Source organism: Burkholderia sp. Bp9016 (genome assembly GCF_003857765.1).
In the GTDB taxonomy this organism is placed as follows: Bacteria; Pseudomonadota; Gammaproteobacteria; order Burkholderiales; family Burkholderiaceae; genus Burkholderia.
Map to the genome: position 1 here is coordinate 100,103 of NZ_QTPY01000007.1, position 24,207 is coordinate 124,309.

A 24,207-nucleotide genomic window follows, 5' to 3' on the forward strand; every position below is an offset into this window, starting at 1 on the left:
GCGCGACGCGCCGCGCATTGCGCGCGGCCGGGCCACTCAAACCGGGTCAAATCGGCGGGGCATGGGAATACGGTAAAATGCGCGTTTTCCCTCCGCCCTTTTTGGCCCGCGACGCCCCGCGCTCGCGGGCGGTGCCATTGCGATGCCCGTTATCGGCTCTCACGTTTTGCGTAACAACCTGTTCGTCGCCCCGATGGCCGGCGTGACGGATCGTCCGTTCCGCCAGCTGTGCAAACGGCTGGGGGCCGGGTACGCCGTGTCCGAGATGGTCGCGTCCAACGCGCAACTGTGGAAGAGCGCGAAGACGATGCGGCGGGCGAACCACGAAGGCGAAGTCGAGCCGATCGCGGTGCAGATCGCGGGCGCCGATCCGGCGATGATGGCCGAAGCGGCCCGCTACAACGTCGACAACGGCGCGCAGATCATCGACATCAACATGGGCTGCCCGGCGAAGAAGGTCTGCAACGTCGCGGCCGGCTCCGCGCTGCTGCAGAACGAGCCGCTCGTGCAGCGGATCGTCGAGGCCGTCGTCGCGGCGGTCGGCACCGGGCCCGATGCGGTGCCCGTCACGCTGAAGATCCGCACCGGCTGGGATCGCGAACACAAGAACGCGATCACCGTCGCGCGCCTGGCCGAAGCCGCCGGCATCTCGATGCTGACCGTGCATGGCCGCACGCGCGCCGACCTCTACCGCGGCGACGCCGAGTACGACACGATCGCGGCCGTGAAGGCGGCCGTGCGCATTCCCGTCGTCGCAAACGGCGACATCACGTCGCCGGCAAAAGCGAAGGCCGTGCTCGATGCAACCGGCGCCGACGCGCTGATGATCGGTCGTGCAGCGCAAGGTCGGCCGTGGCTGTTCCGTGAAATCGATCATTTCCTGCAAACCGGCGAGCTGCTGCCCCCGCCGCGGATCGACGAGATCCAGCACGTGATGAACGAACACCTGGAAGACCACTATGCGTTCTACGGCGAATTCACGGGAGTCCGTACTGCGCGCAAGCACATCGGCTGGTACACTCGCGGCCTTTCCGGTGCCAATGGCTTCCGGCACCGAATGAACACGCTCGATTCCACCCGCGAGCAGCTCGCCGCCGTCAATGCATTCTTCGAGGCGCAAAAGGCGCTGTCGGACCACCTCGTCTACGTCGATGACGAAGAGGAAAACGGCCAGGGCGAGTCGGACGACCATAACCAGTTAGCAGCATGAGCAAGCACAACATCGAACAATGTGTCCGCGAGAGCCTGGACGTGTATTTCCGGGATCTAGACGGCTCCAATCCGCACGACGTCTATGAAATGGTGATGTCCTGCGTCGAAAAGCCGATGCTCGAGGTCGTGCTCGTACAGGCAGGCGGCAACCAGTCGCTCGCCGCGGAGTACCTCGGCATCAATCGCAATACGCTGCGCAAGAAGCTGCAGCAGCACGGCCTGCTGTAGGCAGCCGTCCCGTCCCCGTTTCCCTGGCTATTGGTGGTTCCATCATGATCAAGCAAGCGCTCATTTCCGTTTCCGACAAGACCGGCATCGTCGACTTCGCGAAGTCGCTGTCCGACCTCGGCGTCAAGCTGCTGTCGACGGGCGGCACCGCGAAACTCCTCGCCGACGCGGGTCTGCCCGTGACCGAAGTGGCTGACTACACGGGCTTCCCGGAAATGCTCGATGGGCGCGTGAAGACGCTGCACCCGAAGGTGCACGGCGGCATCCTCGCCCGCCGCGACCTGCCCGAGCACATGCAGGCGCTGGAGCAGCACGGCATCCCGACGATCGACCTGCTCGTCGTGAACCTGTATCCGTTCGTCGCGACGATCGCGAAGGATGACTGCACGCTCGCCGACGCAATCGAGAACATCGACATCGGCGGCCCGACGATGCTGCGCTCGGCGGCAAAGAACCACCGCGACGTGACGGTCGTCGTCGACCCGGCCGACTACGCAGTCGTGCTCGACGAAATGAAGGCGAACGGCAATGCGGTCGGCTACGCGACCAACTTCCGTCTCGCGACGAAGGTGTTCGCGCACACCGCGCAATACGACGGCGCGATCACGAACTACCTGACGAGCCTGACCGACGAACTGCAGCACGCATCGCGCAGCGCCTACCCGGCCACGCTGAACATGGCGTTCGACAAGGTGCAGGACCTGCGCTACGGCGAGAACCCGCACCAGAGCGCCGCGTTCTACCGCGACCTCGCGACGCCGGCCGGCGCGCTGGCGAACTACCGCCAGCTGCAAGGCAAGGAACTGTCGTACAACAACATCGCCGATTCGGACGCGGCGTGGGAATGCGTGAAGACGTTCGACGCACCGGCCTGCGTGATCATCAAGCATGCGAACCCGTGCGGCGTCGCGGTCGGCAACGATTCGGCCGATGCGTACGCGAAGGCATTCCAGACCGACCCGACGTCGGCGTTCGGCGGCATCATCGCGTTCAACCGCGAAGTCGACGAAGCGGCTGCACAAGCCGTCGCGAAGCAGTTCGTCGAAGTGCTGATCGCACCGTCGTTCTCGGACGCAGCGAAGCAGGTGTTCGCCGCGAAGCAGAACGTGCGCCTGCTCGAGATCGCACTCGGCGACGGCCATAACGCATTCGACCTGAAGCGCGTCGGCGGCGGCCTGCTCGTGCAATCGCTCGATTCGCGCAACGTGCAGCCGAGCGAGCTGCGCGTCGTCACGAAGCGCCAGCCGAGCACGAAGGAAATGGACGACCTGCTGTTCGCATGGCGCGTCGCGAAGTACGTGAAGTCGAACGCGATCGTGTTCTGCGGCAACGGCATGACGCTCGGCGTCGGTGCAGGCCAGATGAGCCGCGTCGATTCCGCACGCATCGCGAGCATCAAGGCGCAGAACGCGGGCCTCACGCTGGCGGGTTCGGCCGTCGCATCGGATGCGTTCTTCCCGTTCCGCGACGGTCTCGACGTCGTCGTGGCGGCAGGCGCGACCTGCGTGATCCAGCCGGGCGGCTCGATGCGCGACGACGAAGTGATCGCCGCGGCCGACGAACACGGCATCGCGATGGTCCTGACGGGCGTGCGCCACTTCCGTCACTGATCGAACGCGGCCCGCGCGGCCTCGGCACGACAACCCGGCGGCATCGCACCCGCCGGGTTTTTTATTGCGCGGCGCCCGCGCATGCGGCCGCGCGGCCGGTGCGCCGCACCATTCGTTGTAGTATCGCTGCATCAGGTTTTTGTCCTCACTCATGCGAATTCTCGGCATCGACCCCGGCCTGCGCGTTACCGGCTTCGGCGTCATCGACGTCAGCGGCCACCGGCTCGCCTATGTCGCCAGCGGCGTGATCCGCACACCGACGGCCGACCTGGCCACCCGGCTCGGCACGATCTTCCAGGGCGTCTCGACGCTCGTGCGCGAGCACGCGCCCGACCAGGCCGCGATCGAGCAGGTGTTCGTCAACGTGAACCCGCAGTCGACGCTGCTGCTCGGCCAGGCGCGCGGCGCCGCGATCTGCGGGCTCGTCGCAGGCGGCCTGCCGGTCGCCGAATACACGGCGCTGCAGCTGAAGCAGGCCGTCGTCGGCTACGGCCGCGCGACCAAGTCGCAGATGCAGGAGATGGTCACGCGGCTGCTCAACCTGTCCGGCCAGCCCGGCAGCGACGCGGCCGACGCGCTCGGCATGGCGATCTGCCACGCGCACAGCGGCAACACGCTCGGCACGATCAGCGGCCTCGCGCCGGCGCTTGCGAAGAAAGGGCTGCGCGTGCGGCGCGGACGACTCGTCGGCTGACAGTCGCACGCAATCGGCCGGCGCGGCGTGCGGACATTCGCATCGCATGCCGCACACCTCGCGACCACCCGGCCGGGCCCGCCCTCCGCCCCGCTACGCATTGCCCCCGCCTGACGGCCAATCCGTCGGCATCGCGCCGCACCTGCGCTACACTCGCGCTTTCTTCCTCGCTTCCCGCCATCCATGATCGGTCGCATCGCCGGCATCCTGCTCGAAAAGAATCCGCCTCACCTGCTCGTCGACTGCAACGGCGTCGGCTACGAAATCGACGTGCCGATGAGCACCTTCTACAACCTGCCGCAAACGGGCGAGCGCGTCGTGCTGCTCACGCAGCAGATCGTGCGCGAGGACGCCCACCTGCTGTACGGCTTCCTGACGCCACAGGAGCGCACAACCTTCCGCGAACTGCTGAAGATCACCGGCATCGGCGCGCGCATGGCGCTCGCCGTGCTGTCAGGCATGAGCGTGCAGGAGCTCGCGCAGGCGGTGACGATGCAGGACGCCGCGCGCCTCACGCGCCTGCCCGGCATCGGCAAGAAGACCGCCGAGCGCCTGCTGCTCGAGCTGAAGGGCAAGCTCGGCGCCGACCTCGGTGCGCTTGCCGGCGCCGCGTCGCCGTCCGACCACGCGACCGACATCCTCAACGCGCTGCTCGCGCTCGGATACTCCGAAAAGGAAGGCCTCGCGGCGATCAAGAATGTCCCGGCCGGCACCGGCGTATCCGAAGGCATCAAGCTCGCGCTCAAGGCCCTGTCGAAGGCGTAACGGCCGCTCCAACGCGCTGTCCGGGCCAGTGTCGCGCCGCCGTGCGGTGCGCGCCAGTCTGCCGTTCGGCCAGTTCGGCCGGATGACGGTGCGCGGTACAATGGCCGCATGATTGAAACCGACAAACTCGCCACCGAGCGGATCATCGCCGCCACGCCCGCCTCGTCCCACGAGGAGGTGTTCGAACGCGCGCTGCGGCCGCGCCAGCTCGACGACTACGTCGGCCAGGAAAAGGTGCGCGGCCAGCTCGAGATCTTCATCGAAGCCGCGAAGCGCCGTTCCGAGCCGCTCGATCACGTGCTGCTGTTCGGGCCGCCGGGCCTCGGCAAGACCACGCTCGCACACATCATCGCGCGCGAGATGGGCGTGAACCTGCGCCAGACGTCGGGTCCCGTGCTCGAGCGCGCGGGCGACCTCGCCGCGCTGCTGACCAACCTCGAAGCGAACGACGTGTTGTTCATCGACGAAATCCACCGGCTGTCGCCGGTCGTCGAGGAAATCCTGTATCCGGCGCTCGAGGATTACCAGATCGACATCATGATCGGCGAAGGGCCGGCCGCCCGCAGCGTGAAGCTCGACCTGCAGCCGTTCACGCTCGTCGGCGCGACCACGCGCGCGGGGATGCTGACCAATCCGCTGCGCGACCGTTTCGGGATCGTCTCGCGCCTCGAGTTCTACGACGCCGATCAGCTGTCGCGCATCGTGCGACGCTCCGCGTCGCTGCTGAACGCGCAGATCGACCCGAACGGCGCGCTGGAGATCGCGAAGCGCTCGCGCGGCACGCCGCGGATCGCGAACCGGCTGCTGCGCCGCGTGCGCGACTATGCGGAAGTGAAGGCCGACGGCCAGATCACCGCCGCCGTCGCCGACGCCGCGCTCGCGATGCTCGACGTCGATCCGGTCGGCTTCGACCTGATGGACCGCAAGCTGCTCGAGGCAATCCTGCACAAGTTCGACGGCGGCCCGGTCGGCATCGACAACCTCGCCGCGGCGATCGGCGAAGAGCGCGACACGATCGAAGACGTGCTCGAACCGTACCTGATCCAGCAGGGGTTCCTGCAGCGCACGCCGCGCGGACGCATCGCGACGCTGCTCACCTACCGCCACTTCGGGCTTTCCGCGCCCGACGCCGGCAGCACCGAACGCGGAATGTGGGACGCGCCCGCCGGCAAGTAACCGGCAGCACGATCGTTCAGCCATGACCACGCCGCCCAGCCCTCACCCCGCCGCGCCCGCTCCGGGCCCGCGCTGGGTCGAACCGATCCGCAAGCGCGTCGCGGCCGGCATCACGCATCTGACCACCGGCAGCGGCCCGTCGCTCGATTATTCGTCGCCGCCGGGCGACCCGGGGCTGTTCGGCCCCGATGCCGTCTGCTGGCGCGTGCATGCGGATTTCGCGTCGATGATGACGGGCGGCGTCTCCGCGCTGCTGCTGCAAGCGCTCCACCCGCTCGCGCTCGCGGGCGTCTGGGATCACTCGTCGTTTCGCACCGACATCCTCGGCAGGCTGCGGCGCACCGCAACGTTCATTTCCGGCACCACGTTTGGCAGCCGCGCGGACGCGCTCGCGCTGCTCGAGCGCGTGAAGGCGATTCACATGCGCGTGTCCGGCACTGCGCCCGACGGCCGCACGTACCGGGCCGACGATCCGGCGCTGCTCACGTGGGTCCACGTCGCCGAGGTGTCGAGCTTCCTCTCCGCGCACCTGCGCTATGTGAATCCAGCGCTGCCGGGCGAACTTCAGGATCGCTACTACGCGGAAACCGCGCAGATCGCCGAGCGGCTCGGCGCGCTGGCCGTGCCGCGCTCGTGCGCGGAAGTCGCCGCGTACCTCGAGCGCATGCAGCCCGAACTCGACGCGGGCCCGCGCACCTTTGAAGTCATGCGCATCCTGCTGAACGCCCCCGTCGCGAAGCCGGCGCTGCGGCCCGCCGCAACGCTGGTGATGCACGCCGGCATCGACCTGTTGCCGCCGTGGGCGCAACAGATGCTTGGCCTGTCGACGTTCGCGCCGCTGCGGCGTGTGCTGGTGCGGCCCGGCGTGCGGGCCGTCGCGCCGGTGCTGCGCTGGGCGCTCGTCAACGGCGTCTCGAAACGGGCGCGGCGCCGCGCAAGCGCCACGCCGCCCGGCGGCAACCAGCCCGGCTGACGATCCTTCCGATCATTTCAATTTGCTGTCAAATACTTGTGACAAGCTAACGGGCTCGCACCCGCGCACGGTCGCACGTTCATCACGTCAATCGTCCGCGCGGCGTTTCGCCAACCCGACCGATTCCCGATGCCCGCGATGTCACGTCCGCCGATCCGTTTTGCCCTGGCCGCCAGCCTGTCCGCCCTTCTCGCGCTCGCCGCATGCGGAGGCGACGACGTCGCCGCCGTCGCGCATACGGACACCCAAACCCCGTCCGACGGCAACGCCGCGACGCCCACGCCGCCCGCCACCGTCACGCCGCAACCGGGCAAATGGAAAACTGCGCGCGCCGGCGACCTGGTCGACGTGACGCTCGGCGACCTGCACCCGACGCAAGGCGCGATCGGCTACGACCAGATCTACTACAAGCTCGGCCGCTACGAACTGCAGCCGGACAAGAAGTTCGACGATTTCTGCGCGGACGAAGGCCTCGGCGGCGTCGCATCGAGCGGCTACACGGCACAGTCGACGTTGCGCGACACGGCGAGCTACACGTGCACGACGACCGACGCGAACGCACGCGACCGCTCGGTGCTGAACCCGGTCGTGATCGGCCCGAACGGCGATACGCTGTACCTGACCGACGGCCATCACGGTCTGTCGACCTATTACGAGACGCCCGATGGCGGTGCTGCGCTGCATGTGCACGTCGTCGTGAAGGACAACCTGAGCGACTACTCGGGCGACGCGTTCTGGCAGCAGATGCAAAACCGCGGCTACGTGCGCCTGAAGAACGGCGAAGGCAAACCGATCACGACCGCGCAACTGCCGAGCGGCCTAGGCCTGAAGCTCGGGATGACGAACGACCGCTATCGTTCGCTCGTCTATTTCACGCGCGACATCGGCTACAGCAAGCCCGCGCAATCCACCGACTATCTCGAGTTCTACTGGGCCGACTGGCTGCGCGCGCAGCCGGGCACGTTCTCGCTCGCAAGCTACGAGGTGACGCGCGCGGGCACGACCGATCCCGATCCGGCCAAGGCCGACACCGGCTACCTGAACGCGGTCTGGAATGCGTCGACGCTCATGGTCGCGGCAACGGACCCGGTGATCGACGGCAAGACGGGCGCCGACCTCGGGCGCGCCGATGCAATCAACGGCGGGAAGAAATACAACAAGGGGGAGTTCGACAAGCTGCGCCAGCCGATCACGGCCGACAAGCCCGGCAAGATCGCGTACGCGCTCGACTACAAGGCGCGCCACGCGCTGCCGCAGTAAGCACTGCGAGGAAGTGGCCCCGGCCGGCTGCGCCGGGCGGGGCCGGTACGATCAAAGTACCTTGCGATACCCGTCGTCGTCGCTCTCGGTATCGAGATGCGACACGTCGGCCCACTGCACGACCTGCGCGCGGCCATCGACGTAATCGACGACGTTGATGCTCGTGTTCAGCAGCTGATAGCTGCGCGGCGCCGACAGGTCGAGACCGTTTGCAAAGCGGTACACGCAATCGAGCACGCCACCGTGCGCGACGCACGCGATCCGGCCGCCTGGATGCGCGGCGACGATCGGTTCGAGCGCATGCAGCACACGATGATAGAACTCGCGCTGCGACTCGCCGCCGTCGGGTGCGAAGCCCGGGTCGCGGGTCTGCCATGCGGCATAGGCATCCGGAAAGCGTGCCTCGATCTCGGTGCTGTCATGCCCCTGGAACGCGCCATACGCGCGTTCGCGCAGCCCTTCGCGCAATAGCAGCGGCAACCCGAGCGCATCGGCAAAGGGGTGCGCGGTCTGCTGCGCACGCATCAGGTCGCTCGAGTAAACCGCATCGAGCCGCAGGCCTTCGCGCGCTTCCCGCGCGAGCCGGGCGGCAAGCCGTTGCGCCTGGGCGAGCCCCGAGTCGGCCAGCGGAATGTCGATATGGCCCTGGATGCGCTTGATGCGGTTCCAGGCCGTCTCTCCGTGGCGAATGAACAGAATCTGCGTGGTGGCCATCGCGGCACGTCTCCGGGGAAGAATCAGGGCCGCACTTGCAGCCAGAACGTCACGGGGCCGTCGTTGACCAGCGACACCTGCATGTCGGCGCCGAACTCGCCCGTCTCGACGACCGGATGACGCGCACGCGCGGCCGCGACGAAATAGTCGAACAGGCGCGCGCCTTCGTCCGGCGGCGCGGCCGGCGTGAAGCTCGGCCGCAGCCCGCTGTTGGTATCGGCCGCGAGCGTGAACTGCGACACGAGCAGCAACCCGCCCGCATGGCCCGCGCCGTCGATGTTCGATACCGGAAGGTTCATCTTGCCGGCCGCGTCGCTGAACACGCGGTAGCCAAGCAGCTTCGCGAGCAGCTTGTCGGCCGCGGCCTCGGTGTCGCCGCGCTCCGCGCAGACGAGCGCGAGCAGCCCCGCGCCGATCTCGCCCGTCGTGCGGTCGCCGACGCGCACGTCGGCGCGCTTCACGCGCTGGATCAGCGCGATCATGCGGTCAGCGTGACCCGTGCGAAGCGGCGCTTGCCGACCTGAACGACGAACTCGCCGGCCTCGACCTTCAGGCCCTTGTCGGACACGGTGGCACCGTCGATCTTCACGCCGCCCTGCTCGATGTTGCGCAGCGCTTCGCTGGTCGACGGCACGAGGCCGGCCTGCTTCAGCAACTGGCCGATCGCAAGCGGCGCGCCCGCGAGCGTGACCGACGGGATATCCTCCGGCACGCCGCCCTTCGCGCGGTGGTTGAAGTCCTCCAGCGCACGCTCGGCGTCGGACTGCGAATGGAAACGCGCGACGATTTCCTGCGCGAGCAGCACCTTGAAGTCGCGCGGGTTGCGGCCGCCCTCGATGTCGCGCTTGAAGCCGGCGATCTCGTCCAGGCTGCGGAACGACAGCAGCTCGAAGTAACGCCACATCAGCGTGTCCGAGATGCTCATCAGCTTGCCGAACATGTCGGTCGGCTTCTCGCTGATGCCGACGTAGTTGCCCTTCGACTTCGACATCTTCTCGACGCCGTCGAGGCCTTCGAGCAGCGGCATCGTCAGGATGCACTGCTGTTCCTGGCCGTACTGCTTCTGCAGTTCGCGGCCGACGAGCAGGTTGAACTTCTGGTCGGTGCCGCCGAGTTCGAGATCGGCGTTCAGCGCGACCGAGTCGTAACCCTGCATCAGCGGGTACAGGAATTCGTGGATCGAGATCGGCACGCCGCCCTGGAAGCGCTTCGTGAAGTCCTCGCGCTCGAGGATCCGCGCAACGGTGTAGCGCGACGCGAGCTTGATCATCCCGTCCGCGCCGAGCGGCATCGACCATTCGCTGTTGTAGCGGATCTCGGTCTTGTCACGGTCGAGTACGAGCGCGGCCTGTTCGAAATAGGTCTTCGCGTTCGATTCGATCTGCTCGCGCGTGAGCGGCGGGCGCGTCGCGTTGCGGCCGGACGGATCGCCGATCAGCGACGTGAAATCGCCGATCAGGAAGATCACGGTATGGCCGAGGTCCTGCAGCTGACGCATCTTGTTCAGCACGACCGTATGGCCGATGTGGATGTCCGGCGCGGTCGGATCGAGGCCGAGCTTGATACGAAGCGGCGTGCCGGTGGCCGCGCTGCGCGCGAGCTTCTGCGCGAACTCTTCCTCGATCAGCAGTTCGTCGACGCCGCGCTTCGTGACGGCGAGCGCATGCCGGACTTCGTCGGTGATCGGGAAAACAGGCTTGGAACTGGGTTCGGTGCTCATCGGTGCCAGGAAGAATGTCGCAAAAACAGGGATTTTCCCATAACTTGCGCGCGCATCGCTTAACGACGCATCAGGTTGCGCGGATAATCGGGCGCAAGGCGCGCGGCATAGGCCCGCGCCGCACGATCCAGGAGAACCCAACGTGCCGCAACGACATCCGCAACCCGCCCATCCTGCCGACGGCATCTATTTCGGGCTGATGTCGGGAACCAGCATGGACGGCGTCGACGGCGTCGCCGTGCGTTTCGAGACTGGCCGCGCGCCGGTCGTGCTCGCGGAAGCGTTCGTCGGCTTCGCGCAATCGCTGCGCGACGCGCTGTTCGCGCTGCAGCAGCCCGGCGACAACGAGATCGACCGCGAATCGGTCGCGGCGAACGCGCTCGTCGCACGCTACGCGGTGTGCTGCCACGAGCTGCAGCGCTCCGCCGGGCTGTCGCGCGACGAGATCCGCGCGATCGGCGTGCACGGCCAGACGGTGCGGCACCGGCCGGAGCGCGGCTACACGCGCCAGCTCAACAATCCGGCACTGCTCGCGGAGCTCACCCATATCGACGTGATCGCCGATTTCCGCAGCCGCGACGTAGCCGCCGGCGGCCATGGCGCACCGCTCGCCCCCGCGTTCCACGCGACGGTGTTCGGCGCGCCGGGCGAGACGCGGGTCGTCTGCAACCTGGGCGGCATCAGCAACATCACGATCCTGCCCGGCGAAGGCGGCGACGTGCGTGGCTTCGACTGCGGGCCCGCCAATGCGCTGATCGATGCGTGGGCAACCCGTCACCTCGGCAAGGCGTACGACGACGGCGGCAAGTTCGCCGCGCGCGGCACCGTGCATGCGCCGCTGCTCGACGCGCTGCTCGACGAGCCGTACTTCAGCGCACCGCCGCCGAAGAGCACCGGGCGCGACCTGTTCAACCCCGCGTGGCTGGACGCGAAGCTCGCCGGTTTTGCGCAGGTTGCGCCGGAGGATGTGCAGGCGACACTGACGGCGCTCACCGCCGTCTCGGTCGCACGCGAGATCGCACAGCACGCGGCAGGCTGCAAGGCCGTGTTCGTGTGCGGCGGCGGCGCCCGTAATCCGGTGCTGCTCGCGGCGCTCAGGGATGCGCTGCAGAAAGCCGGCGTACCGGCGACCGTCGACACGACGGCCGCGCTCGGCGTGCCGCCGCAACAGGTCGAGGCGCTCGCGTTCGCGTGGCTAGGGTACCGCTTCATCGCGCGCCAGCCCGGCAATCTCGCGAGCGTGACCGGTGCCGCCGGCGAACGCGTGCTCGGCGCGCTGTATCCGCGCTGACGCGCATCTCGCGCGGTTATCCCGCGGACAGGCGAAAAAAAACGGGGCATCAAGCCCCGTTTTTCATTCCGGTGAAACCGGACAGGATCCGTCGTGCGCTCAGACCGAGAACGACGAGCCGCACCCGCAGGTGGTCGTGGCGTTCGGGTTCTTGATCACGAACTGCGCGCCGTTGATGTCGTCCTTGTAGTCGATCTCGGCGCCGACCAGGTACTGGTAGCTCATCGAGTCGATCAGGAGCTGGACACCGTTCTTGTTCATCACGGTATCGTCCTCGTTGACTTCCTCGTCGAACGTGAAGCCATACTGGAAACCCGAGCAGCCGCCGCCCTGCACGAACACGCGCAGCTTCAGGTCGGGATTGCCCTCTTCGTCGATCAGTTGCTTGACCTTGTCGGCCGCGGCGTCGGTAAAGACGAACGGTACCGGCATTTCGGCGGTCGTTGCTGCGGATTCGGTAACAGCGTTCATGCGAACTCTCCAAAAAGCTTTAGCCGCTATTGTAGGGCCGATCAGAAGATCGTGCTGATGTCCATGAAATCAATAGGTTCTTGTTGATTTCAATCCGGGGCGCCGCCCATGGCTCGCCGCCGCACGGACATAAAAAAACCGCCAGTGCGAAAACTGGCGGTTTTTTCGGCGAACACCGCCCGAAAGCGGCGCGGCCAGGAAGCGAAATTAACGCTTCGAGAACTGCTTTGCGCGACGTGCCTTGCGCAGACCAACCTTCTTACGCTCGACTTCACGTGCATCGCGCGTGACGAAGCCTGCGTTCGACAGCGACGGCTTCAGCGTTGCGTCGTAGTCGATCAGCGCGCGGGTGATGCCGTGACGCACTGCGCCTGCCTGACCCGTTTCGCCGCCGCCGTTGACGTTGACCTTGATGTCGAACGTCTGGCCGTGGTTCGTGAGTTCCAGCGGTTGACGCACGATCATCAGCGACGTTTCGCGCGAGAAGTAGTCAGCGATGGGCTTGCCGTTGACGATGATGTCGCCCTTGCCAGCCTTGATGAAGACACGTGCGACTGCGCTCTTGCGGCGGCCCGTACCGTAGTTCCAGTTACCGATCATGTGGGCTCCCCTTAGATCTCGAGCGCCTTCGGCTGTTGAGCCGAGTGCGGATGCGTCGCTTCAGCGTAGACCTTCAGCTTCTTGATCATCGCGTAGCCGAGCGGGCCCTTCGGCAGCATGCCCTTGACCGCTTTCTCGAGCGCACGGCCCGGGAAGCGTTCCTGCATCTTGCCGAACGTCGTTTCATAGATACCGCCCGGGTAGCCCGAGTGACGGTAGTACTTCTTGTCCAGAGTCTTGTTGCCCGTGACCTTCAACTTGCTTGCGTTGATGATGATGATGAAATCACCAGTGTCGACGTGCGGGGTGAACTCAGGCTTGTGCTTGCCGCGCAGACGGCGTGCCACTTCGCTGGCAACACGGCCGAGAACCTTATCCGTCGCGTCAATCACGTACCATTCACGCGTCACCTCATGGGCTTTTGCGGAAAACGTCTTCATGATCGATCCAAAAAAAATGCTTTGCCCGATGTGTTCTTCCTGCTTGTCTGTGTGCGCTTCGAGGCGCGGTGCAGGCTCTCCCTGTTCTTTTTCCGTGGGCATGAATGCGGAAAAGCCCTGAATTATAAAGGAAATACCGCAGCGCGGTCAAAGAGAATCCACGCCCCGTGCCGAGCGGGCGCGAAATGGGCCAGAATTCGATCGTGCCCCGACAAGCCTGGCGAACCGAGCGCCCGGCGGCGGCACCCGTCGACGCGTGGCGCCGGACCTTGTCGCGCGAGGCCGGTCGACTCAGGAAAACAACAAACAAACACGATGAAACAACGACTTACGCCCTTTCTCGCGGCCGCGTTGCTGGCCGCCGCAGCGCCCGCCGTCGCCGCCCGCACTGGTTGCGAGGCCAAGCTCGACGCACTCGATGCGCGCATCGCCGATGCCCGCGGCGCCCATGCCGAAGATCGCATTGCCCGCCTGCGCGCGGTCCGCGAACGCGTGCGCCATTTCTGCGCGCGCGGCCACGGCCATGCGTCCGCCGCACACGCCCCCGCGCCGGCCGCCCGTTCCGCACCCGCATCGCCCGACGCGGCCTCGCAGACCACCGCACGACAACCCGCGTAATCGGTTCAAAGCGTGGTTTCGGCGCGCGCAAACTGCGCGCCGATCTTTGCACGGGACGAAAAAAAGCCCGAACGGCTGGTTCGGGCTTAATCCACCTTTGGAGGAGGGTGGAGGAGACATGCGGAAGTTGCCGCAGCGCGACAACCAATGAGGCTCATTATACGAATGCGCGGCTGACTTCACAAGAAAATTTGCATTACGAAATCGAACACCATAATGCGGAATTTCCGGAAATCTTCGAGCCAATCAATTTTTTTCTTTAAAATCAATCTACTCGGCGATTCACGCCTGGTCGGGAATCGGTCCAATCTAGAGCAAAACCCCTAAAAAAGCAGGGAAATCGCCGCTCGGCGCCGCGCCGCGCGCCGCATCCGCCGGTGCGGCGTTTCGCGTCGTGCAGCGCATCAGCCGACCGTTGCGCAGCGGGCTACAATGCCGGATCGAATCCGAATCAGGCAACGCTGGAGTGCAAGCATGGAATGCAAAGTAAGCTGGATGGGTCAGGATGGCATGGCGTTTTCGGCGCAGACCGGAAGCGGCCACCTCGTCGCGATGGACGGTGCACCGGAAGGCGGCGGCCATAACCTCGCGCCGCGCCCGATGGAAATGGTGCTGGTCGGCACCGGCGGCTGTACCGCGTACGACGTCGTGCTGATCCTGAAGAAAAGCCGCCAGGAAGTGACCGGCTGCTCGGTCACGCTGAAGGCCGAGCGCGCGAGCGAAGATCCGAAGGTGTTCACGAAGGTGCACTTCCACTTCACCGTCACGGGCCGCAACCTGAACCCGGCCACGGTCGAGCGCGCGATCAACCTGTCGCACGACAAGTACTGCTCCGCGTCGATCATGATCGCGAAGACGGCCGAACTCACGCATTCGTTCGACATCGTCGCGAGCTGAACGCCCGGCGCGCGAACCTGAAAAAAAGGCCGGCGCTCCTCGCGGAGCGCCGGCCTTTTCGTATTCGAGCGGCAAAGCAGGCCGATAAGCCGGATTCTGTGCACGCTGCGCGCCGAAGCGCGCAACGCGTGGCAGCCATTCCTCTAGGCGCGCCATTGCTGACGCGCTCAAGCTTCCTACCCGCAGACGAGACGGGGGCCCCGTCCTGCATCCGAAAATGCGCGCCTGCCTACTTGGAATTGCTCCGGGTGGAGGTTACCGTGCCGGCGAACGTCGCCGTCGCCGCGGTGCGCTCTTACCGCACCGTTTCACCCTTACCTGATCCCGGCTTGCGCCGGGCCATCGGCGGTTTGCTTTCTGTTGCCCTGTTCCGCGTGTCGCCACGGATGGCCGTTAGCCATCACCCTGCCCTGTGGAGTCCGGACTTTCCTCGCCCCCGCCTGCCCGAAGGCGGCGAGGCCGCGACTGCCTGGCCTGCTTTGCGGTGCGCATTCTAGCACTGCGCGCCGCCGCCGGCGGCGCGCGAACGACGGCCACTGCGAAAAACGGCCGGATCGTCGTAGAACGCGGGCGCGGCATTCGCGTCGCACCAGCCCGGCACGCCGAGCACTGGAAGCGGCGAAAAATCGCGGCTCGTCAGGTTGCGGGTCGCAAGTTCGCCGGCAAGGCGCGCATCGACATGCACGGCGCGCGCGGCGTCGGACCACGAAAAATAGTCCGCGCACACTTCGATGATCCACGTGTGCGCGGTACAGGATTTGTAAGGCGCGACGAGCTGCTCGAGCAGCGCATGGCCGAGGAGCCGCGTCTCGCAGCGCGCGCCCCACGCATCACGCGGCCCGATCAGCAAGCGCTGCCAGTCGAACCCGCGCAACGCGTCGGCGAGCGTCGGGTCGGCCGTCACGAACACGGCGGCGTTCTCGTCGAACAGCGTGAGCGCATCGCGCAACGTGCCGCGCACGGGGCCGACGCCGCCCGCCGCGTCGATCGCCGCGGCCTGGCGCGCATTCAGCGCGGCCTTGGTGCGCGGATATGCGAACCAGACGAGCGCATTGAAGAAGTCGTGAAGATTGTGACGGGTGGGCACACCGCCGGTGTCGGCGATATGGATTTCGTATGCGACGTCGGGCGGCAGTTCGCCTTGCGGCACGAAGCGCAGCGGCCTGCCGCGGCCGCTCGCGCGATCGCCTTCGCGCAACGCGCCGTTCAGCGCATCGAGCAGCGCGGCCTCGCCCTCAAGCGCGGCCGCCTGCAGCGTGCGGCCGGGCTCCGCGTAATGCGCGAGCCACGGCGCGGACCAGTCGATCCGCGCCCAATCCGCCGCCCCGACGCCGGCCGTCAGGCCGGCCCCGCGCGGCGGCGCGCCGCTCACGCAAACTTCCAGCCGATCGTTTCGCCGGCGCGCAGCGGCACGACCGGCGTATCGCCCGCGAACACCTCGCGCGGCAGTTCCCAGCTCTCGCGGCGCAGCGTGATCGACTCGGTACTGTGCGGCAGCCCGTAGAAATCGGCGCCGAAGCGGCTCGCGAAATTTTCCAGCTTGTCGAGCGCGCCGGCCTGGTCGAACGCTTCCGCATACAGCTCGAGCGCGTGCAGCGCCGTGTAACAGCCAGCGCAGCCGCACGCGGTTTCCTTCGCGTCGCGCGCATGCGGCGCGCTGTCGGTGCCGAGGAAGAAGCGCGGGTTGCCCGACGTTGCGGCTTCGACGAGCGCGACGCGATGCGTCTCGCGCTTGAGCACCGGCAGGCAGTAATAATGCGGACGAATCCCGCCGACGAACAGCGCATTGCGGCTGTACAGCATGTGCTGCGGCGTGATCGTCGCGCCGAGCAGGCCCGGCGCCGCATCGGCGTCGCGCACGTAGTCGGCCGCGTCCTTCGTCGTGATGTGTTCGAACACCACCTTCAGCCCGGGGAAATCGCGGCGCAGCGGCGTCATCACGCGGTCGATGAACACCTTCTCGCGATCGAACATGTCGATCGCCGGATCGGTCACCTCGCCGTGCACGAGCAGCGGCATGCCGGTTTCCTGCATGACTTCGAGCGTCTTCGCGCACTTTGCGAGATCGCTGACGCCGTGATCCGAGTTCGTCGTCGCACCGGCCGGATACAGCTTCACGCCGTGCACGAAGCCGCTGTCGCGCGCGCGGCGAATTTCGTCGGGCGCCGTGTTGTCGGTCAGGTACAGCGTCATCAGCGGCTCGAACGCCATGCCCGCCGGCAGCGCGGCCAGAATCCGCTCGCGATACGCATGCGCGTGCTCGGTGGTCGTGACGGGTGGCTTCAGGTTCGGCATGACGATCGCACGGGCGAACTGGCGGGCGGTGTGCGGCAGCACCGCGGCCAGCATGTCGCCGTCGCGCAGGTGCAGGTGCAGGTCGTCGGGACGGGCAAGCGTATGCGTCGCCGGGGAGGAAGCGTTCGAGGCAGTCATAGGAGGCGTCGTGAGGAACGGGCTGGCCATCTGCGGGGCCGGAACGCGCGTGCGCGGGCCGACTGACGGCAAACCGCAACACGAGGCCTTCGGCCGGCGGAATCCGCTTTTTACCGCTCCAGGCTCGGTGATATGCTAGAACCCGCATTGTACCGGGGTTCACCCGGTTCGTTACCCCGCTTCAGCCTCCCGCCCCCAAGTAAAATGTGCCAACTGCTAGGAATGAACTGCGCCGCACCGACGGACGTCACTTTCTCCTTCACAGGTTTCGCAGCCCGGGGCGGGCTCACCGATCACCATGCCGACGGCTGGGGAATCGCCTTCTTCGAGGACAAGGCCTGCCGCCTGTTCATCGACCAGCAGGCCTCGGCCACGTCGCCGATCGCCGAAATGGTGAAGCGCTACCCGATCAAGTCCAAGAACACGATCGCGCACATCCGCAAGGCCACGCAGGGCCACATCCTGCTCGAGAACAGCCACCCGTTCATGCGCGAGCTGTGGGGGCGGCACTGGATCTTCGCGCATAACGGCGATCTGCAGGACTACGAACCCGACCTCGACGGCAGCGTCTACCATCCGGTCGGCACGACCGACAGCGAAAAGGCGTTCTGCGTGCTGATGCAGGGGCTGCGCGAAGCATTCCCCGGCGCGCAGCCGCCGTTGCCGGAGCTGTTCGAGCGCGTGGGCGAACTGACGCGCGGCATCACCGATCACGGTGTGTTCAACTTCCTGATGTCGAATGGCCAGGCGCTCTTCGCGCACTGCTCGACGCGACTGCACTACCTCGTGCGCCGCTGGCCGTTCTCGACCGCGCACCTGGTCGACGAAGACCTGTCGATCGACTTCGCCAAATACACGACGCCCGAGGATCGCGTCGCGGTGATCGCCACGCAGCCGCTGACCGACAACGAGATCTGGACGTCGTTCGAGCCGGGCGAGCTGATCATGTTCCAGTGCGGCGACGTCGCCGCGCGGATGCAGATTCCGGTGCCCGAGCGCGTGCTCGAGAAGCTTCGCAATCCGGCGCTCGACGCGTCGGCGTCCGCACCATGCATGGCGCGTCGCGAAGCGCTCGCGGCCGGTGCCGCGGACGACGCTGACGACTCGATCGATTTCTGAGCGGCGCGCTCGCGCCCCTCCCTGCTTCCTTTCCCGACGCCGCGCGACGCGCCGGTCGCGCGCGCGGTTTTCCGCGTATCGCATCCGCCAACCCGCGCCGCCCCGAAAAATCGCGCCGCCCGCCCCCGTCCTTTTCGGCTTTCGTGTCATCCAAACCACAAACCGGCTCGCCGAATCGGCCTTGCACAACATTCACTTGATTTAATTAATTTTCAAGCGAAAATAATCCATATGCGAAACAAACAAAACCCCATAATTTCACTCATATAATCCGGGAAGCCTAGTTTAACGCATAAATTTTTCGCGATCGGTGCGTCAGATCACCGATCCGGCCATCGGCAAGCAACTTGTCGAAAATACCGCAAACCCTTACCCATCAATGCTTTCAGTTCGATTAACCACATAATAAAAAAATACACATCGAAATCGACATTATCGCCACATCCCTTATTTTTTTGACAATCACCCGCCATTCCGATTAGTAGACTCCGTCCATCCTCGGCGTAACGGATCACGACTGGCGCGAAATCGGCAATGGCCACCGCAGCCCGTCCGGGCCATTTTTCGACCGCGGAATGCGCTTTCACCGCAGCGCGGTGAATATCACTTCAAAAAAAGAAAGAGGGGTATGTCGTGAATCACTCATTTCGATCGATATGGAGCGAAACCGCCGGCTGCTGGATTGCGGTTGGGGAAACCGCACGGGCGCGCGGCAAGCGTTCGGGCAGCACATCCGGCGCATGTCGCGGCGCCGGCCGCGCGGCGCTCCACCGCTCGCCGCTGCGCCTGGCCGCGCTCGGGGCCGCGCTGGCTGCACTGTCGGCAGGCTCCGCGTACGCGTCGACCTGCGGCGACAATTCGGCGGTCGCAAGCGGCGGCAGTTGCGCACTCGGCAGCTTCAGCCCGACCGTGAACAGCAACCTGGTCGGCGCCACGACGGTGTCGGGCGGCGATACCGTCGGCGTGACGGGTGCCTGGACGGGCACCGGCGGCGACCCGGGCTATACGCTCGCGCCGCTCGGCAGCACGTCGATGGTGTCGGGCGCCCCGAACCAGGCACTGCTGTCGCTCGGCGGCAAGACGCAGAGCATCAGCACGCCCGACTCGATCACGGGCACCCATACGTCGGTCGCGACCTACGACTCGTCCGCGTTCGCCGCGTCGACGGTCGGCTCCACCAACGTGCCCGTCTACCACGACGTGAACGGCAACCAGTACGTGAACACGCGCATCGGCACCGTCGAGAGCTCCGGCGGCACGCTGAACGTATCGATCGGCAATCCGGCGAACGCACCCGACGCGCCCGGCAACGCGATCTCGATCGCGCCGAAGCAGACGGACCTGACCTTCGCGGACGGCACCGGCTCGGCACCCAGCGTCGTCAACTGGAACTCGCGCAACCAGATCTGGATGGGCACCGGCGACTATCTCGCGAGCGGCGGCCCCGTCGGCAACCTGCAGCTCGACGTGCCGGCCTATGCAGGCACCTTCACCGCGTTCGACGGCAGCACGTGGACCGTCACCGACGCCGCATCGCTCGCCGCGTACAACAACTTCCTCGTACGCTCGGTCCAGAGCGGCGCGCTCGGCTCGCAGACCGCCTACGACACCGCGTTCGGCCAGGCCGTCACGTTCACGCAGGAAACTTTCCAGTACGCGAACAACGTATCGGCCGGCGACGAGAACGCGCTTCCGATCGATCACCTGTCGGTGATGCACGGCACCGGCGCGAACGCGACGCTGCATATCGACAAGGACGGCCAGATCGACTTCCGCGGCACCAACACGATCGCATCCAGTTCGGCCGTCCTCGCGGAAAACGGTGCACACTTCATCAACGACGGCCGCCTGTCGGGCGACTTCACGCTGGTGCGCCTGCTGAGCGGCGCGAGCGGCGTCAACAACGGCGTGATTTCGTCCGGATACGCGTCGGGCGACAACGTCGACACCGGCAGCAGCACGCCGCCCGACAACTTCGGCTTCCATGCGTACACGGAAGGCAACGGTGTGTACGCGAGCGGCGCGGGCACCACGTTCGTGAACAACGGCGTGATGAACGTCGGCGCGTGGACGCTCGACGGCAACCAGCCGGACCTGCAGAACTACGCGGTGGCCGTGACGAGCGGCGCGAGCGCATCGAACGCGGGCACGATCAACGTCGGCGTCAACGCGACGACGCTCGACAGCCAGGTGATCGGCGGCTTCGCGGCCGGCGGCAACTTCACGAACGAGGCCGGCGGCACGATCTACCTCGGTCGCGCGGCCCAGTACGATCCCGCCGCCGCCGCGAGTGACGTCGCGCTGTCCGCGCACGGATACGGCATCCTGCTCGGCGCATCGGGCACCGCGAGCAACCTCGGCACGATCGTCATCGGCTCGCAAACGCAAAACGGCGCGGGAATGGCGAGCATCGGCTCGTCGTCGGGCACGCTGCTCAACGCGGGCTCGATCGCCGTGAACGGCGCGGCGACCGGCACGCCGCTCGCGAACGCCGGCATGCTCGCGGCGAACACCGCGGCGACCGTGACGAACACCGGCACGATTACGCTGAGCGGCGTCAACGGCATCGGCATCATGGTGGTCGGCACCGGCACGACCGCGACGGCAGCGACGTCGACCGGCACGATCAACGTCGCCGGCGCGCTCGACCCGGCATCGGACATGCGCAACTACGGCGTGTGGGCCGAAGGGCCGCTCGCCAAGGCCACGCTCGACGGCACACTCAACCTGACGGGGAACGGCGCGATCGGCGTCCATGCGCGCTCGGGCGCGACGATCGACGTCGGCGCGAACGCGGTGCCCCATTTCATGTCCGGCACGAACCAGATCGGCTTCTACGCGTATGGCGCTGGCTCGAACATCAACGTCGCCGCGCAGCGCCTGAGCGTCGATACCGACGACTCGACGCTGTTCCGGATCGCGGGCGGCGCCGCCTATACGGGCTCGTCGGCAGCCGGCACGCTGACGACAGACGTGAACGGCCAGCGCGCACGCGGCGTACTGGCGACGGGCGCCGGCACCACGCTCGCGACCGGCGACGCCGTCTACAACGTCAACGGCGCGAACGGCATCGCGGTGACGCTCGAAGGCGGCGCGCGGGGCACGATCGACGCGGGCGCGACGATCAACCTGAATGCGGGCGGCGCGATCGCGGGCGTCGTCGACGGCCAGGCGCACGACCTCACCGGCGCGAACGTCGACGCGCCCGTGGCGACGATGCTGACCAACGATGCGGCGGTCACGTCGTCGACGGCCGGCGTGACGGGCTTCGTCGCGCAGAATCTCGGCACGCTCGAAAACCGCAACACGGTACTGTTGACCGGCGCCGGATCGACGGGCGTCGTGGTCGGCGCGCTCGGCACGGTGAACAACGGATCGACGATTCGCGTATCGGACGGCACCGGCGCGCTTGTGCAGGGTGCGTCGGCGACGCTGATCAACGCGGGCACGATCGAAGCGGACGACGGCGTCGCGGGCGTGCACCTGACCGGCGCGGGCGCATCGGTCGCGCTGTCGGGCGCGGGCACCGTCGTCGCGAACGGCAGCGCCGACGGCGTGCTGATCGACTCGAGCGTGTCGGATGGCGGAATCGCGGCCGGCGCGACGTCGATCGCGGTCGGCGGCTCCGGCACGGGCATCGACAACCTCGGCACCCATTCGACGATCGTGTTGTCGGGTACGCAGATCGGCACGACCGGCAACGGCGCCGACGGGCTGTCGTCGACCGGCGCGGGCGCGCGCATCGCGACCGATGCGGCGACCGTCATCCGCACCGCCGGCGAAGACGCGCGCGGCGTCTTCGTGTCCGGCGCGGATTCGACGCTCGCGGCCAACGGCACGACCGTCGCGACGACGGGTGCCGGCGCGAACGCGATCGCCGCGGACAGCGGCGCGACCGCGCTGCTGTCGGGCACGAAGCTCTCCACGACGGGCGCGGCAGCCGACGGCCTCGTCGCGCAGAAGGGCGGCCGCATCGGCGATACGGGTTCGTCGATCGCGAGCGCGGCCGGCAACGGCGCGACCGTCGACGGCGGCGGCGTGCTCGCGTTGACCGGCACGACGCTCAAGGGCGCGACGGCCGGCGTGCTGAGCACCGATACGTCCGCCACCGGCGCGACGAGCTCGATGCTCGTCGACGGCGGCAGCGTGACCTCGGTCGCCGGGCCGGCGTTTGCCGCACGCGGCGGCACGGTCGACATCGCGGTGCGCAACGGCACGGTCGTGACGGCCGGCAACGGCACGCTGCTCGATCTCGCGAACGGCAGCAACGCGACCTTCAACGCGTCGGCCGTGAACCTGACCGGCGACATCGTGTCCGATGCGTCGAGCACCGGCAACGTGTTCCTGACGAACGGCACGACGCTCACCGGCAAGATCGATCCGGTGGCGCTGAGCGTCGACACCACCAGCGCTTGGCACATGACCGACAGCTCGGTGCTGAGCAGCCTGAACAACGCGGGCCTGGTCGCATTCGCCGCGCCGTCCGGCGCGCCGACGGCAGCGGGCAGCTACCGGACGCTGACGACCGGCAGCTACGTCGGCAACGGCGGCACGATCGCGCTGAACACCTACCTCGGCGCCGACAACTCGCCGACCGACCAACTGATCGTGAACGGCGGCGCCGCGAGCGGCACGACGGGCCTGAAGATCGCGAACACGGCCGGCAGCGGCGCGCAGACGCAGGGCGACGGGATTCCTGTGGTCGTCACGGCCAACGGCGGCACGACCACCGCATCGGCGTTCCATCTCGCGGGCCCGGTGCAGGCCGGCGCGTACGAGTACCGCCTCTATCGCGGCGGACAGGGCGACGCGAACGGCTGGTACCTGCGCTCGCAACTCGATCCGACCGATCCCGGCGACCCGGTCGATCCGACCGGCACTGGCAACGGCGGCAATCTCGCCTATCGTCCGGGTGTCGCGGGCTATGCGATGACGCCGCTGCTGAACGCCGACTACGGCTTCTCGACGCTCGGCAGATTGCATGAACGCGTCGGCGACGTCTACAACCTCGAGAAGCAGGCGCCAGGCAACCGCGACGGCGTATGGGGCCGCATCGGCGGACAAAGCCTCGATGCGAACGCGGGCCGCTTCGCGGCGGACGAACGCACGTTCTTCGCGCAGTTCGGCAAGGACTGGACGCTCGACCAGGCAAGCGCCGGCGGCAGCACGCACGCGGGCGTGACGGCGAGCATCGGCGTCGCGAATGCGAGCTTCAGCGACCTGGCGCGCGCCGATACGCAGGGCCTGTCGACTTCGACGGGCTCGGTCGAAATGCACGCGCAGAGTATCGGCGGCTACTGGACGCGCTATCTGTCCGACGGCACGTACTTCGACAGCGTCGGCCAGGTGACGCACTACGGCAACCGCTACCGCGACAGCTACGGCAACGAGGCATCGCAGAACGGCTTCGGCGTCGCGCTGTCGCAGGAAGTCGGCAAGCCGTTCGGGATCGGCGGCACGCCGGTCGCCGTCGAGCCGCAGGCGCAGTTGATGTACCAGTACCTGAAGCTCAACGGGTTCAACGACAACGTGTCGGCCGTATCGGGCACGACGGCCAACGCGCTGCGCGGGCGCGTCGGCGTGCGCATCTTCCGGCCGAACCTCGATGCGAACGCGGGCGGCGGTGCCGCGACGCCGTACTTCACGGCCGATGTGCTGCACGACTTCCTGTCGCCGGGCCAGACCGTCGTCGGCGGCACGCCGTTCGCGACGCACCTGGGCCGCACGTGGTACGAGCTCGGCATCGGCGTGACCGCGGGCTTCGGCAAGTCGGGCGAGCTGTACGCGAACGCGAAATACGCGCGCAACATCGGCGGCGACTACCGGCGCGGGATCACCGGCCAGGTCGGCTATCGCTACAGCTGGTAATGCGTGACACGCGAGCCCGTCCGCCGCCGTCGGTGGGCGACGGGCAGCCGGCGACGGGCAGCCGGCGAAAAAAAACCGCCTGGTGACTGGCCAGGCGGTTTTTTCATGGGCGCGCACC

21 protein-coding genes and 1 other RNA gene are annotated in these 24,207 nt (G+C 67.0%); 13 read left to right on the top strand and 9 right to left on the bottom strand.

Annotation, left to right across the window (positions count from 1 at the left end):
* Positions 1-142 precede the first annotated feature (142 nt).
* From dusB to DIE13_RS10745, 8 genes are all read left to right on the top strand, one after another.
* Positions 143-1,210 carry a tRNA dihydrouridine synthase DusB gene (gene dusB / locus DIE13_RS10710; RefSeq protein WP_006751898.1) on the top strand — a complete coding sequence of 356 codons (1,068 nt, stop codon included), beginning with the start codon at positions 143-145 and terminating at the stop codon, positions 1,208-1,210.
* Positions 1,207-1,440 (top strand): Fis family transcriptional regulator, encoded by a 234-nt coding sequence (locus DIE13_RS10715; protein ID WP_006476892.1) that lies wholly within the window; start codon positions 1,207-1,209, stop codon positions 1,438-1,440. The genes dusB and DIE13_RS10715 overlap by 4 nt, the downstream gene beginning before the upstream one ends.
* A 44-nt stretch (positions 1,441-1,484) precedes the next feature.
* A complete protein-coding gene (gene purH, locus DIE13_RS10720) occupies positions 1,485-3,050 on the top strand; it encodes a bifunctional phosphoribosylaminoimidazolecarboxamide formyltransferase/IMP cyclohydrolase (RefSeq protein ID WP_124827119.1) in 1,566 nt (521 codons plus the stop codon).
* A gap of 151 nt (positions 3,051-3,201) precedes the next feature.
* Positions 3,202-3,744, top strand: coding sequence for a crossover junction endodeoxyribonuclease RuvC (ruvC, locus tag DIE13_RS10725; protein WP_096506379.1), 543 nt, complete (start codon positions 3,202-3,204; stop codon positions 3,742-3,744).
* A gap of 183 nt (positions 3,745-3,927) precedes the next feature.
* On the top strand, positions 3,928-4,509 hold the full coding sequence (ruvA, locus tag DIE13_RS10730) for a Holliday junction branch migration protein RuvA (RefSeq protein ID WP_021162490.1): 582 nt from the start codon (positions 3,928-3,930) through the stop codon (positions 4,507-4,509).
* Positions 4,510-4,617: 108 nt separating this feature from the next.
* Positions 4,618-5,685 (top strand): Holliday junction branch migration DNA helicase RuvB, encoded by a 1,068-nt coding sequence (gene ruvB, locus DIE13_RS10735; protein ID WP_124827120.1) that lies wholly within the window; start codon positions 4,618-4,620, stop codon positions 5,683-5,685.
* Positions 5,686-5,707: 22 nt separating this feature from the next.
* Positions 5,708-6,658, top strand: coding sequence for an oxygenase MpaB family protein (locus tag DIE13_RS10740; RefSeq protein WP_124827121.1), 951 nt, complete (start codon positions 5,708-5,710; stop codon positions 6,656-6,658).
* Positions 6,659-6,796: 138 nt separating this feature from the next.
* Positions 6,797-7,918 (top strand): ParB/Srx family N-terminal domain-containing protein, encoded by a 1,122-nt coding sequence (locus DIE13_RS10745; RefSeq protein ID WP_124827122.1) that lies wholly within the window; start codon positions 6,797-6,799, stop codon positions 7,916-7,918.
* Between the two features lie 51 nt (positions 7,919-7,969).
* Here DIE13_RS10745 and DIE13_RS10750 read toward each other — a convergent pair whose 3' ends face one another.
* From DIE13_RS10750 to tyrS, 3 genes are read right to left on the bottom strand one after another with little or no spacing between them, the layout of a single operon-like run.
* On the bottom strand, positions 7,970-8,632 hold the full coding sequence (locus DIE13_RS10750) for a histidine phosphatase family protein (RefSeq protein ID WP_124827123.1): 663 nt from the start codon (positions 8,630-8,632) through the stop codon (positions 7,970-7,972).
* A 23-nt stretch (positions 8,633-8,655) separates the two neighbouring features.
* The gene (gene dtd / locus DIE13_RS10755; protein ID WP_096506374.1) at positions 8,656-9,114 is read right to left on the bottom strand and encodes a D-aminoacyl-tRNA deacylase; all 459 of its coding nucleotides are present in this window, start codon (positions 9,112-9,114) and stop codon (positions 8,656-8,658) included.
* Positions 9,111-10,352, bottom strand: a complete 1,242-nt coding sequence (gene tyrS / locus DIE13_RS10760) for a tyrosine--tRNA ligase (protein WP_124827124.1) — start codon at positions 10,350-10,352, stop codon at positions 9,111-9,113. Before tyrS ends, dtd begins: the two co-directional genes overlap by 4 nt.
* A 142-nt stretch (positions 10,353-10,494) precedes the next feature.
* Here tyrS and DIE13_RS10765 point away from each other — a divergent pair, with 142 nt between their 5' ends.
* The gene (locus tag DIE13_RS10765) at positions 10,495-11,643 is read left to right on the top strand and encodes an anhydro-N-acetylmuramic acid kinase (protein WP_124827125.1); all 1,149 of its coding nucleotides are present in this window, start codon (positions 10,495-10,497) and stop codon (positions 11,641-11,643) included.
* A 99-nt stretch (positions 11,644-11,742) separates the two neighbouring features.
* Here the strand turns inward: DIE13_RS10765 and erpA are convergent, their stop codons facing one another.
* The 3 genes from erpA to rplM form a co-directional block, all read right to left on the bottom strand.
* A complete protein-coding gene (gene erpA, locus DIE13_RS10770) occupies positions 11,743-12,114 on the bottom strand; it encodes an iron-sulfur cluster insertion protein ErpA (RefSeq protein ID WP_124827126.1) in 372 nt (123 codons plus the stop codon).
* Positions 12,115-12,321: 207 nt separating this feature from the next.
* Entirely contained in the window at positions 12,322-12,714 is a 393-nt protein-coding gene (gene rpsI / locus DIE13_RS10775; RefSeq protein ID WP_011883283.1) for a 30S ribosomal protein S9, read from the bottom strand.
* A gap of 11 nt (positions 12,715-12,725) precedes the next feature.
* Positions 12,726-13,154, bottom strand: coding sequence for a 50S ribosomal protein L13 (gene rplM / locus DIE13_RS10780; RefSeq protein WP_009687896.1), 429 nt, complete (start codon positions 13,152-13,154; stop codon positions 12,726-12,728).
* 315 nt (positions 13,155-13,469) lie between these two features.
* Between rplM and DIE13_RS33390 the strand changes: the two genes are divergently transcribed.
* Together DIE13_RS33390 and DIE13_RS10790 are read left to right on the top strand one after the other, a co-directional pair.
* Complete coding sequence (locus DIE13_RS33390) at positions 13,470-13,772, top strand: DUF1090 family protein (RefSeq protein WP_124827127.1); 303 nt, start codon at positions 13,470-13,472, stop codon at positions 13,770-13,772.
* A 432-nt stretch (positions 13,773-14,204) separates the two neighbouring features.
* A complete protein-coding gene (locus tag DIE13_RS10790) occupies positions 14,205-14,669 on the top strand; it encodes an OsmC family protein (protein ID WP_124827128.1) in 465 nt (154 codons plus the stop codon).
* A gap of 69 nt (positions 14,670-14,738) precedes the next feature.
* On the opposite strand, the gene rnpB is transcribed toward DIE13_RS10790, so the two are convergent.
* The 3 genes from rnpB to pyrC form a co-directional block, all read right to left on the bottom strand.
* An RNA gene (rnpB, locus tag DIE13_RS10795) (RNase P RNA component class A) lies at positions 14,739-15,150 on the bottom strand.
* A gap of 12 nt (positions 15,151-15,162) precedes the next feature.
* Positions 15,163-16,041: a DUF3025 domain-containing protein gene (locus DIE13_RS10800; RefSeq protein ID WP_124827129.1), complete on the bottom strand. Its 879-nt coding sequence runs from the start codon at positions 16,039-16,041 to the stop codon at positions 15,163-15,165.
* A complete protein-coding gene (gene pyrC, locus DIE13_RS10805) occupies positions 16,038-17,102 on the bottom strand; it encodes a dihydroorotase (protein WP_124827130.1) in 1,065 nt (354 codons plus the stop codon). Before pyrC ends, DIE13_RS10800 begins: the two co-directional genes overlap by 4 nt.
* Before the next feature lie 204 nt (positions 17,103-17,306).
* Between pyrC and DIE13_RS10810 the strand changes: the two genes are divergently transcribed.
* Complete coding sequence (locus tag DIE13_RS10810) at positions 17,307-18,221, top strand: class II glutamine amidotransferase (RefSeq protein ID WP_175750749.1); 915 nt, start codon at positions 17,307-17,309, stop codon at positions 18,219-18,221.
* A gap of 633 nt (positions 18,222-18,854) precedes the next feature.
* On the top strand, positions 18,855-24,089 hold the full coding sequence (locus DIE13_RS10820) for an autotransporter outer membrane beta-barrel domain-containing protein (RefSeq protein WP_124827133.1): 5,235 nt from the start codon (positions 18,855-18,857) through the stop codon (positions 24,087-24,089).
* The last annotated feature ends 118 nt before the right edge of the window (positions 24,090-24,207 follow it).

What these genes read in the sequence shown, in the direction of transcription:
- dusB (WP_006751898.1), top strand. Translation starts at nt 143, where the DNA reads ATGCCCGTTATCGGCTCTCACGTTTTGCGTAACAACCTGTTCGTCGCC.
- DIE13_RS10715 (WP_006476892.1), top strand. Translation starts at nt 1,207, where the DNA reads ATGAGCAAGCACAACATCGAACAATGTGTCCGCGAGAGCCTGGACGTG.
- purH (WP_124827119.1), top strand. Translation starts at nt 1,485, where the DNA reads ATGATCAAGCAAGCGCTCATTTCCGTTTCCGACAAGACCGGCATCGTC.
- ruvC (WP_096506379.1), top strand. Translation starts at nt 3,202, where the DNA reads ATGCGAATTCTCGGCATCGACCCCGGCCTGCGCGTTACCGGCTTCGGC.
- ruvA (WP_021162490.1), top strand. Translation starts at nt 3,928, where the DNA reads ATGATCGGTCGCATCGCCGGCATCCTGCTCGAAAAGAATCCGCCTCAC.
- ruvB (WP_124827120.1), top strand. Translation starts at nt 4,618, where the DNA reads ATGATTGAAACCGACAAACTCGCCACCGAGCGGATCATCGCCGCCACG.
- DIE13_RS10740 (WP_124827121.1), top strand. Translation starts at nt 5,708, where the DNA reads ATGACCACGCCGCCCAGCCCTCACCCCGCCGCGCCCGCTCCGGGCCCG.
- DIE13_RS10745 (WP_124827122.1), top strand. Translation starts at nt 6,797, where the DNA reads ATGTCACGTCCGCCGATCCGTTTTGCCCTGGCCGCCAGCCTGTCCGCC.
- DIE13_RS10750 (WP_124827123.1), bottom strand. Translation starts at nt 8,632, where the DNA reads ATGGCCACCACGCAGATTCTGTTCATTCGCCACGGAGAGACGGCCTGG.
- dtd (WP_096506374.1), bottom strand. Translation starts at nt 9,114, where the DNA reads ATGATCGCGCTGATCCAGCGCGTGAAGCGCGCCGACGTGCGCGTCGGC.
- tyrS (WP_124827124.1), bottom strand. Translation starts at nt 10,352, where the DNA reads ATGAGCACCGAACCCAGTTCCAAGCCTGTTTTCCCGATCACCGACGAA.
- erpA (WP_124827126.1), bottom strand. Translation starts at nt 12,114, where the DNA reads ATGAACGCTGTTACCGAATCCGCAGCAACGACCGCCGAAATGCCGGTA.
- rpsI (WP_011883283.1), bottom strand. Translation starts at nt 12,714, where the DNA reads ATGATCGGTAACTGGAACTACGGTACGGGCCGCCGCAAGAGCGCAGTC.
- rplM (WP_009687896.1), bottom strand. Translation starts at nt 13,154, where the DNA reads ATGAAGACGTTTTCCGCAAAAGCCCATGAGGTGACGCGTGAATGGTAC.
- DIE13_RS33390 (WP_124827127.1), top strand. Translation starts at nt 13,470, where the DNA reads ATGAAACAACGACTTACGCCCTTTCTCGCGGCCGCGTTGCTGGCCGCC.
- DIE13_RS10790 (WP_124827128.1), top strand. Translation starts at nt 14,205, where the DNA reads ATGCCGGATCGAATCCGAATCAGGCAACGCTGGAGTGCAAGCATGGAA.
- pyrC (WP_124827130.1), bottom strand. Translation starts at nt 17,102, where the DNA reads ATGACTGCCTCGAACGCTTCCTCCCCGGCGACGCATACGCTTGCCCGT.
- DIE13_RS10810 (WP_175750749.1), top strand. Translation starts at nt 17,307, where the DNA reads ATGTGCCAACTGCTAGGAATGAACTGCGCCGCACCGACGGACGTCACT.